This window comes from Sphingobacterium corticis (assembly GCF_042684745.1).
Classification (GTDB): domain Bacteria; phylum Bacteroidota; class Bacteroidia; order Sphingobacteriales; family Sphingobacteriaceae; genus Sphingobacterium; species Sphingobacterium corticis.
Genome location: NZ_JBHUMA010000003.1, coordinates 198,297 through 208,905 on the forward strand (window position 1 = coordinate 198,297; position 10,609 = coordinate 208,905).

10 protein-coding genes are annotated in these 10,609 nt (G+C 41.8%); 2 read left to right on the plus strand and 8 right to left on the minus strand.

Annotated elements, in window-relative coordinates; all coding sequences use genetic code 11:
- Window positions 1-26 precede the first annotated feature (26 nt).
- The 3 genes from fusA to rpsL form a co-directional block, all read right to left on the minus strand.
- Entirely contained in the window at window positions 27-2,147 is a 2,121-nt protein-coding gene (gene fusA, locus ACFSQ3_RS00920; RefSeq protein ID WP_380866694.1) for an elongation factor G, read from the minus strand.
- A gap of 131 nt (window positions 2,148-2,278) precedes the next feature.
- Entirely contained in the window at window positions 2,279-2,746 is a 468-nt protein-coding gene (rpsG, locus tag ACFSQ3_RS00925) for a 30S ribosomal protein S7 (RefSeq protein ID WP_066753031.1), read from the minus strand.
- 19 nt (window positions 2,747-2,765) lie between these two features.
- Window positions 2,766-3,179 (minus strand): 30S ribosomal protein S12, encoded by a 414-nt coding sequence (gene rpsL, locus ACFSQ3_RS00930; RefSeq protein WP_002993550.1) that lies wholly within the window; start codon window positions 3,177-3,179, stop codon window positions 2,766-2,768.
- Window positions 3,180-3,453: 274 nt separating this feature from the next.
- Between rpsL and ACFSQ3_RS00935 the strand changes: the two genes are divergently transcribed.
- Window positions 3,454-3,906 carry a hypothetical protein gene (locus ACFSQ3_RS00935; RefSeq protein ID WP_380866696.1) on the plus strand — a complete coding sequence of 151 codons (453 nt, stop codon included), beginning with the start codon at window positions 3,454-3,456 and terminating at the stop codon, window positions 3,904-3,906.
- A 52-nt stretch (window positions 3,907-3,958) separates the two neighbouring features.
- Here the strand turns inward: ACFSQ3_RS00935 and rnr are convergent, their stop codons facing one another.
- From rnr to fsa, 3 genes are all read right to left on the minus strand, one after another.
- On the minus strand, window positions 3,959-6,088 hold the full coding sequence (gene rnr / locus ACFSQ3_RS00940) for a ribonuclease R (protein ID WP_380866749.1): 2,130 nt from the start codon (window positions 6,086-6,088) through the stop codon (window positions 3,959-3,961).
- Window positions 6,089-6,509: 421 nt separating this feature from the next.
- Complete coding sequence (locus tag ACFSQ3_RS00945; protein ID WP_380866697.1) at window positions 6,510-6,965, minus strand: Fur family transcriptional regulator; 456 nt, start codon at window positions 6,963-6,965, stop codon at window positions 6,510-6,512.
- Between the two features lie 104 nt (window positions 6,966-7,069).
- Window positions 7,070-7,729 carry a fructose-6-phosphate aldolase gene (gene fsa, locus ACFSQ3_RS00950; RefSeq protein WP_380866699.1) on the minus strand — a complete coding sequence of 220 codons (660 nt, stop codon included), beginning with the start codon at window positions 7,727-7,729 and terminating at the stop codon, window positions 7,070-7,072.
- A 129-nt stretch (window positions 7,730-7,858) separates the two neighbouring features.
- Here fsa and ACFSQ3_RS00955 point away from each other — a divergent pair, with 129 nt between their 5' ends.
- On the plus strand, window positions 7,859-9,091 hold the full coding sequence (locus ACFSQ3_RS00955; RefSeq protein WP_380866700.1) for an MFS transporter: 1,233 nt from the start codon (window positions 7,859-7,861) through the stop codon (window positions 9,089-9,091).
- Here ACFSQ3_RS00955 and ACFSQ3_RS00960 read toward each other — a convergent pair.
- Both ACFSQ3_RS00960 and ACFSQ3_RS00965 read right to left on the minus strand, forming a co-directional pair.
- Window positions 9,069-9,560 (minus strand): aspartyl protease family protein, encoded by a 492-nt coding sequence (locus ACFSQ3_RS00960; protein ID WP_380866702.1) that lies wholly within the window; start codon window positions 9,558-9,560, stop codon window positions 9,069-9,071. The genes ACFSQ3_RS00955 and ACFSQ3_RS00960 overlap by 23 nt on opposite strands.
- Window positions 9,561-9,620: 60 nt before the next feature.
- Window positions 9,621-10,559, minus strand: coding sequence for a malate dehydrogenase (locus ACFSQ3_RS00965; protein WP_380866704.1), 939 nt, complete (start codon window positions 10,557-10,559; stop codon window positions 9,621-9,623).
- Window positions 10,560-10,609 lie beyond the last annotated feature (50 nt).

Sequence of the window (10,609 nt, forward strand, 5' to 3'; positions counted from 1 at the left end):
CGATCGGTTTATTTTTAAGGTCTGAATTAATCTTCAGATTTCAATTTACCTTTTGATTTCGCGATAACTTCTTCCATTACGTTACGAGGAGCTTCTGCATAGTGATCAAACTCCATCGTTGAAGTCGCACGTCCAGAAGTAATCGTACGCAATTGAGTTACGTAACCGAACATCTCAGAAAGTGGTACTAATGCTTTGATTACTTGCGCACCATTACGAGAGTCAAGACCTTGCATCTGACCACGACGACGGTTCAAGTCACCCATTACATCACCCATGTTTTCTTCTGGTGTCAATACCTCGATTTTCATGATTGGCTCCATCAATACAGGAGAACATTTTGGTAATGCCTCACGGTAAGCTTGGCGACCTGCTAACTCGAAAGATAGCGAATCTGAATCGACTGCGTGGAATGAACCATCAATCAAACGAACTTTCATTCCTGATAATGGATAACCCGCAAGTACACCATTTACCATAGAAGTTTCAAATCCTTTTTGAACAGAAGGGATAAATTCTTTCGGGATTTTACCACCAACGATCTCGTTAACGAATTGAAGTGGAGATTTAGACAAATCGTGATCTTCGTCTGCTGGAGAGATAACCACTTTAATGTCTGCAAATTTACCACGACCACCTGATTGTTTCTTGAATACCTCACGGTGCTCCGTTGTACCGTTGATAGATTCTTTGTAAGAAACTTGAGGAGCACCTTGGTTAACCTCTACTTTAAACTCACGTTTCAAACGGTCGATCAAGATTTCTAAGTGAAGCTCACCCATACCAGAGATTACTGTTTGACCAGTATCTTCGTCTGTGTTTACTACGAAGGTAGGATCCTCTTCTGCTAATTTACCAAGACCAATACCCAAACGATCCATGTCAGCTTGTGTTTTAGGCTCAATAGCTAAACCGATAACTGGCTCAGGGAAGTTCATTGATTCCAATACGATAGGGTGTTTCTCATCACAAAGTGTATCACCTGTTTTGATGTCTTTGAAACCAACTACCGCACCGATATCACCTGCCTCGATGAAAGGGATAGGGTTTTGTTTGTTAGCGTGCATTTGGAAGATACGAGAGATACGTTCTTTGTTACCAGAACGAGTATTCAATACGTATGAACCTGCATCTAATTTACCAGAATAAGCACGGATGAAACACAAACGACCTACGAATGGGTCAGTTGCGATTTTAAATCCTAGCGCTGCGAAAGGTTCGTTGACATCTGGTTTACGCAATAATTCTGCGCCAGTGTCAGGGTGAGTACCTTTCACACCTTCTGAATCCATTGGCGAAGGCAACAATTCCATTACTAAATCTAGCATGGTTTGTACACCTTTGTTTTTGAATGATGATCCACATACCATAGGTACGATAGAGTTATCCAAAACAGCTGCACGCAAAGCGTTTAAGATTTCGCGCTCAGTCAATGAATTTGGATCTTCGAAGAATTTCTCCATCAAAGTTTCATCATAACCAGCAACAGCTTCCAATAATTTCTCACGGTATTCTGCTACTTCGTCAACCATATCATCAGGAATTGGCACTTCAGTAAAGGTCATTCCTTTATCGTGCTCGTTCCATACGATACCACGGTTGTTGATCAAATCAACTACACCTTTGAAAGTGTCTTCCGCACCGATTGGCAATTGCAAAGCAACTGCTTCCGATCCTAACATGGATTTTACTTGACCAACTACTTTTAAGAAGTCAGCACCAGAACGGTCCATTTTGTTTACGAAACCGATACGAGGAACTTTGTAGTTATCTGCCAAGCGCCAGTTAGTTTCAGACTGTGGCTCTACTCCGTCTACTGCGGAGAATAAGAACACCAATCCGTCCAATACGCGCAAAGAACGGTTTACCTCTACGGTAAAGTCAACGTGCCCTGGTGTATCGATAACGTTTACTTGATATTTGTTGTTGCGGTAGTTCCAGAAAACGGTAGTAGCTGCTGAAGTGATCGTGATACCACGCTCTGCTTCTTGCTCCATCCAGTCCATGGTAGATGCACCTTCGTGAACCTCACCGATTTTGTGGTTAACCCCAGAATAGTAAAGAATACGCTCTGTGGTTGTAGTCTTACCAGCATCGATGTGGGCAGCGATACCGATATTTCTAGTTAATCTTAAATCTCTTGCCATAATATTTTAAAGCGATAGGCGTAAGCCTGTAAAGTTGTTCAATGGTTTAAATAAGTACACCGACTTTGACGATCTCTTTCGAGTTTGTCAAAGCCGGCGTATACCTTATTGGATTCTGCTTGTTTTCACGATTAGAATCTGAAGTGTGAGAACGCTTTGTTAGCTTCCGCCATTTTATGCGTATCCTCTTTCTTCTTAACAGCTGCACCTTCACCTTTAGAAGCTGAAATGATTTCTCCTGCTAATTTTTCAAACATAGTTTTTTCACCACGTTTGCGCGCATAAGAAATTAACCATTTCATACCCAAAGCGATTTTACGATCTGGACGAACCTCCATAGGAACTTGGAAGTTAGCACCACCAACACGACGAGATTTAACCTCTACGGCTGGCATTACGTTGTTTAATGCTTTTTTCCAAGCCTCAAGACCATTCTCTTGAGTTTTAGATTCTACTAATTCTACTGCATCGTAAAAGATAGAATATGCGATAGATTTTTTACCATCGAACATCATGTTATTTACGAAACGAGTTACCTGAACGTCATTAAACTTCGGATCAGGTAAAATGATTCTCTTTTTTGGTTTTGACTTTCTCATTTTATTTTCCTCCGTTTAATTATTTCTTTTTGCCTTTTGCAGGAGCTGCTGCTGCTTGTCCTGGTTTAGGACGTTTTGTTCCGTATTTAGAACGACGTTGGTTACGACCAGCTACACCTGATGTATCTAACGCACCACGGATGATGTGGTAACGTACACCTGGTAAATCTTTCACACGACCACCGCGGATTAACACGATCGAGTGCTCTTGCAAGTTGTGTCCTTCTCCCGGAATGTAGGCATTCACCTCTTTACCGTTTGTAAGACGTACACGAGCGACTTTACGCATTGCTGAGTTTGGTTTTTTAGGGGTAGTAGTATATACACGTGTACATACACCTCTTCGCTGTGGACATGAGTCCAACGCTGGCGACTTACTCTTGTCAACCAGAGCTACTCTACCTTTTCTAACTAATTGTTGAATAGTAGGCATTTACCTGTTTTTGTTTAAAATTAATTTTTTTAAAGTCCGCAAAGATACTTATTCCCTTTTGAATATTAAATAGTTAACGGAATAAATTTATGATGCGTTTTGATACGTATCGGCTTTAGGGTAATAATAAAGGTTCGTAATTCAGTCGATTTTATGCTTTAAAAATAGTGGTCATAGCAAACGATTGATTATTTTGTTATTTTTGCAAAGTTTTGGCATATCGTTTGTCAAATGCGTAACTATTAAAAACATTACTATTTATCTATTAAAAACTATGAAAACAAAATGGATTTCCGCCCTTATATTGGCGTTGGTGACATTGGCATTCGTTGGATGTTCTAAGGATGATGATTCCGTGTCAAATAAAGGTGTTTTGAAAGTGACAGTGACGGCTGAAGGTTACACGGGTGAAGAAGGTAGTTCAATGTCTGCAACTGTGATTGGTTCAACTGCTCAAGGTCCAACATTGTGGAAAGTTAATGGAGCGTCTGGTGTTTCGGGAAAATCCATTTACGAGTTAAACAGAGAATATTTTGCTGGAGGTAAGACTGGTGTATTTGAAAGTGAGTCATCATATCTCGCAGCTACTGTTCAGATCGGCGCGGCAGCGTACTCTGTGCCATTCAAACTGGTTTATAAAATTGAACAAGGTGGAAAAGTGATTGTTGAGCAATCTGCGGATATTGTGCCTAACGCAACACCTACTGTGCTGAGTTTTCAGTATTAATTACAAGAAAGCCGGATTTTTTGGATCCGGCTTTTTTGTGTTTAATCAAAAACTAACTAATCAACGTGAAATCAATCTGACGTTTCTCCAGATCTACTTTTTTCACTTTAATTTGCACTTCGTCGCCTAATTGATAAACCTTTTTCTTGCGTTGTCCAATAATCGCGTAGTTCTTTTCATCCAAGGTGTAGAAATCGTCATTGATGTCGCGCAAGCGCACCATTCCTTCGCACTTGTTGGATTCAATTTCTACATACATACCCCATTCGGTAACTCCCGATATTAAACCAGTATATTCCGCGCCGATTTGATCTTGCAAAAATTCCGCTTGTTTGTATTTAATAGACGCGCGTTCTGCTTCTGCGGCTTTCTTCTCCATCTGTGAGCTATGCTCGCAAAGCTTCTCGTAGTGCTCCGGATTTACCTTATCGCCTCCGTCCAAATAAAATTGTAGAAGTCGGTGAACCATCACATCAGGATATCGACGAATGGGAGACGTGAAGTGCGTATAATAATCGAAAGCCAAGCCATAATGCGAAGTATGCTTGGTGGTGTATATGGCTTTTGCCATCGAGCGCACAGCAAGTGACGTTAAGATGTTCTGTTCTTTCTGTCCTTCAATTTTCGTCATTAAAGCGTTTAACGACTTGGCTGTTTCTTTGTCGGTGCGCGTATTCATCTTGTGCCCGAAACGGGATGCGAATTGGGAGAATGACGCTAGGGCATCCGGTTTTGGAACGTCGTGAAAGCGATAAACGAAAGTTGGTTTGTTTTTGCCCTTTCCTTGTTTGCCAATGTATTCTGCAACGCGTCGGTTCGCTAGTAGCATGAAATCCTCGATCAACTTATGCGCGTCTTTACGCACTTTTGTGTAGACGCCCGTCGGTTTTCCGTCTTCATCCAAATGAAATTTGACTTCCTCCGATTCAAAGCTAATTGCGCCACTTTTAAATTTCTTCTCCCGAAGGATGTAGGCAAGTTCATTTAGCTTTAGTATTTCCTCGGAAAAATCGCCGGCTTTATTTTCAATCACTTCTTGTGCCTCTTCGTAGGTAAATCGACGATCGGAATGAATGACCGTTCTGCCGAACCATTCTGATTGAATTTGGGCTTGATCATTAAGTTCGAATACAGCAGAGAAACAGAGTTTATCTTCATTTGGGCGGAGTGAACATAAGTTGTTCGACAAACGTTCAGGAAGCATTGGGATAACGCGGTCGACAAGGTAAACGGATGTTCCGCGGTCGAATGCTTCCTTATCTAAAGCGGAATCCGGAATCACGTAATGCGAAACATCGGCGATGTGAACCCCGATCTCGTAATTGCCATTTTCCAAACGCTCAAAAGAGATCGCGTCGTCAAAATCTTTCGCATCTGCAGGGTCGATGGTGAAAGTAATTTTACTTCGGAAATCTCGACGTTTTGTAATCTCATCTTTCGTTATTTCCGACGATATGTTGTTGGATTCATCTTCGACATTTTGTGGGAAGGAAAGGGGAAATCCGAAGTCGGCTAAGATGGCATTCATCTCGGTATTATTCTCTCCTTTTTTGCCCAAAATATTCTTGACTTTTCCAATTGGATTCTTCGCGCTGCGCGGCCATTCCAAAATCGAGACCACCACCTTTTCGCCGTTCTTCGCGCCGTTCAAATTGTCCAAGGGGATGAAGATGTCGTGGTGCATTTTTCGGTCGTCGGCAACGAAGAAAGCAAAGCTTCCTGCGATGTCCAAGGTTCCGGTAAAATCGGTTTTTGCACGCTGTAAAATCTCCACTACTTCACCCTCTTTTTTGCGTCCGCTTTTTCGTTCGAAAACGTGAACTTTTACCATGTCACCATGTAGTGCCTGGCGAAGCTTTCTCGGTGCTACATAGATGTCTCCATCTTGCGAATCTTCCGGAACGATGAATGCTGATCCGTCTGCGGTCATGTCTACTTTTCCATTGACATAAACCTTTAGCGCTCTCAATTTGTATTTGCCACGATCAGGCGAAATGAATAATCCATCTTTATTGTTGTCTGACAGAATGTCTTTAACAGCTTGCTTTGCTTCGGCGTCGTCCAAATGCAGTTTTGCAGCGACTTGTTTATAGTTTAGTGCTTTGTTTCCGTTCTTCTCAAAAACTTCTGCGATCAGTTTTACAAAAACGTCTTTATACACTTTGTCTGTTTTATTCTTCATCATTATTGAGTTTGATGTTGTAACGTGTGATGCAATAGAAATTTTCAAATTTTGGTTATCGCATCTATTCGAAGATACCTTTTTTCGATGGGAAAAGCAAGGTTAGCAGGGGAGAGCGGTGGAGAAAATCAATAGGTAATTTTAAAGTTTATTTTAGCTTATTAAAAGTGCTGAAAATAAGATTTATAAATTCATTTTGCTAAAACATAAAGTGTGGTTAAATACATTGTGAAGTGTTTGCTGTTTTCAGTACTGAAAAAGTGTGTTTTGCTAAAATATTTTACCTAAAGTCAATTTGCTGATTAATTTCACAAAATGTTTATAGTTTAGTGTTTTATGAAATTTTTGATAAAAAATTAGCCCGACTAGGTCGGGCTTTATTTTTGCAGTTATTGGTTCTGTAAATATCGATTGATGAATTTTACAGATGGCACTTGTCGCAAAGGCCGACTGCGTTTATAGCGACGGATTGCAACGTGAAATTTGCAGGGACTTTAATGTTTGGAATAGCTGTTTCGTCAAGGCAGGTTACGCTATTACAGTTCGAACAAATGAAATGGATGTGTTGATCTTCGTGCTTGTGTGCTGTACAATCTTGCGAACAGGTTGCGTACGTTGCTGTACCATGCAAATCAAAAACCTTATGTAAAATCCCCTTCTCCTCAAAACTTGCTAAGATGCGATATAATGTCACTCTGTCAGTTTCTTTTCCGAGCATCTTCTCCAACTCCGGTTGTGAAATTGCGGTGTCTTTTTCGGATATGATTTCCAAAACACGCAAGCGCGGTTGCGTCACTTTCAAGTTGTTTTCACGAAGAAGTGCCTTGAATCCTTCGGTATCGCTATGGCCAGATACGCCTTTCAAATCCTCTTTCATATCCTGTAAAATTAAGCAATTGTAGGGGTAAAAAAAAGCCTCCATTACGATACGTAATGGAGGCTTTTTGAGCCGTCAAATATCGGTCAACAACGCTCGGGTTTTTACTGTCCGGCTGCCTTGCTATGATCCGCTAAAAATTGAGCAAGTCCGCTATCAGTTAATGGATGTTTCAACAAAGAAACGATCGCCGATAGAGGGCCAGTCATCACGTCGGCCCCGATCTTCGCACAACCTAAAATGTGTGCACTGTGACGTACTGATGCGGCCAAGATTTGTGTTTGAAAACCGTAGTTGTCATAGATCAGTCTGATCTCTTCAATAAGCGCTAAACCATCTACGGAAATGTCATCCAAACGACCGATAAATGGAGACACATATGTCGCTCCAGCCTTCGCCGCAAGTAAAGCTTGACCCGCAGAAAATACCAATGTGCAGTTCGTTTTGATACCTTTGCTGCTGAAGTATTTTATCGCTTTGATACCATCTTTAATCATGGGAACTTTCACCACGATCTTGCTGTCCAAGGCTGCTAAAGCTTCACCTTCTTCGATCATTTCTGCATACGTTGTTGCGATAACTTCTGCACTAACGTCGCCGTCAACGATCTCACAAATTGCTTTGTAGTGGTTAATAATGTTTTCCTGTCCGGAAATTCCTTCTTTCGCCATCAGGCTTGGATTGGTTGTTACGCCATCCAAAACGCCTAAATCTTGAGCTTCTTTGATTTGAGCCAGATTAGCCGTGTCGATAAAAAACTTCATATTCGATGTCTTGATTTTTAGACTGTTATACTTATAGAAAACTAACCGTCTCGTTAGTTGTTCCAAAGTTAACTATAAAAAATACAAAGAATGAAAGCTAATCCTTAAATTCGGAGTTCACACGTATACATGAATATTTTTAGATCCCTCCAATACCCTAATTTCCGACTGCATGTGATCGGTCAGTCTATTTCTTTGATGGGTACATGGATGCAACGTGTGGCAATCAGTTGGATGGTTTATTCTATGACGGAGTCCGTCTTTTGGTTGGGCTTTGTATCTTTTATCTCCTTATCCCCATCATTATTTTTAGCGCCATTTATTGGTTCTGTTATCGATAAGCGAAAGAAGTATGATCTTGTTCGACGGACACAGTTCGGGCTGATGTTACAAGCTGGGTTGCTAACATTGTTGGTTTATTTGGAACAACAATCTGTTCTTTTGCTTTCCGTTTTGGGCTTTATTCAGGGGTTAGTCAATGTTTTTGATGTGCTTGGTCGGCAATCGTTAATGGTGTCGTTGGTGGATGATCGGAAAGATTTGCCTAATGCGATCGCCTTAAATTCATCCATATTCAATGCTGCGCGGATGGTTGGTCCTGCAATTGGTGGCATACTACTTAGTACGTATGGGGAATTATTTTGCTTTGGGTTGAATTTCATTAGCTTCATTCCGGTGATCATTTGCTTGATGCTGATGCGCGTGACGGAACGGGCAATGCCGCCACGGAAAGGCAGTAATTGGCAAGGATTGGTGGAAGGATTTCACTATTTGAAAAGATCGCCGCATATCGCTTCGCTGATCATTGTGCTTACTTGTTCGAGCTTATTAGTGATACCATATACATCGTTGCTTCCTGCGGTGGCTCGTGAGCTATTTAATGGCGACGAATCTACCTTCTCTTGGTTTGAGAGTATGGCTGGTTTAGGAGCGATGATTGGAGCTGTAAATATGGCGCGATTAAAATCTGGGCAGAACTTGCGTTATCGCGTCATGTTCTCTGCAGGAATTATGGGTGTGGCGCTCCTGTTTCTCGCTTATGCGCATTATTTGCCATCCGCACTAGCTTTCACTTCCTGCGTGGCTTTCGGTATGATGATGCAAAATTCTTCCATCAACACCTATATCCAAACCCACGCTATGCCGGCTTATCGGGCACGTGCGATGTCCTATTATGTGATGGCGGTGCAAGGCATTTTTCCGGTCGGAAGTTTGCTGATTGGTAGTATTGCTGAAGTTGCCGGATTGAAGAACACGCTGTATATTATGGGAACCTGCGCGGTATTGATCTCGCTCGGATTCTACCTGTATTTGCGCTTGCACATTAAGCGTCGGTTGTTCAAACGTTATCGACCACATTAACCTCGTCCAACGTTATTTTCCTTTTCGTTTTGGTGCTGCGCTTACGGTTTGTCAGTTGCATAGTGCTAGTTCTGTAATTGATCACAGCGCCATAAGCTTGCAAGATATCTCCACCTAAAACACCAACGACAGGCTCAATTTCCATCTGACGATACGCGTAATTAATGCTGCTTAAATCCAGTACGGCAAAATCATATGTGTTTATTTCCCAGTTCAACATACGCATGGAAGGAATATGTACGAAATAGCTTTCCATGGCATTGGTTCCCAAGCCAGAGGATAGTACATTGGTCGATTGCAGGGCGGATTCATCAATGCCGGAAGCTAATAATGTTTCCTTGTCCAAAACGGTTTTCGAGGCGCCGGTGTCCACCACCATTTTAAAGGTGCACTCCAGCAATTGTACTTCTACAAGTACGTGGAAACCGTCAGGTTGCAAGGCAATAATTTCCAAAGGTATTTTAGTCATGTATGGATATTAGAAAGGCGCTGTAAAACAGCGCCGAGTTATTCTTAAAACTTTGTTGTGTTAAATAATTCCTTCGTCGGAAAGTACTTGATTCATTTTGCGAACCGCAGTTGCACTATTTGCTAGTAACTCTTCTTCTTCTGGAGATAAATCCAGCGGGATAATACGATCCCATCCTTTGCTGTTAATGATAACAGGGACGCCTAAAGCGATATCATCATGTCCGAATTCACCTTCTAAAAGCACGGAGGCCGTAAATAGCTTTCCTTGATTGCGTACAATACTTTCAACCATCGCGGCAGCAGCAGCTCCAGGCGCATACCAAGCGGATGTACCAATTAAACTAGTCAAGGTAGCTCCACCGACCATCGTTTTTTGCACAATATCCGCTTCTTCGTCCTCCGATAGAAAGTCGCTAACGCGCACGCTATTCCATGTCGCATGTTTAATCAGTGGAATCATGGTGGTGTCGCCGTGCCCGCCAATCACGATTGCGTTGAGATCTGTTGCAGCGGCGTTTAGTTTCTGACTGATTTGATATTTAAATCGCGCCGAATCCAATGCGCCACCCATGCCGATAATACGGTTTTTGGGCAATCCACTTGATTTTAACGCTAAATAAGTCATTGTATCCATCGGGTTCGAAACAATCAAGATAATGATGTCTGGTGAGTGTTTAACCAGGTTTTCTAGCACAGTTTTAACAATGTTGGCATTAGTGCCAATTAATTCTTCACGCGTCATTCCAGGTTTACGTGGGATACCCGAAGTTATTACAGCAACCGCCGATCCTGCCGTAGCTAGGTAGTCATTTGTTACGCCATTAATCTTTGATTCGAAACCCAACAATGCTGCTGTTTGTGACATATCTTGTGCTTTGCCTTCGGCAAAACCTTCTTTGATGTCGAGCAGAACGAGTTCTTGAGCAATGTTTCTTCGAATAATATTATCGGCAGTCGTCGCACCCACGGCGCCTGCACCAACTACAGTTACTTTCATAGCTTAGCGGATTATTGATTCATTTAAAGTTACATAAAATAACCTAGACG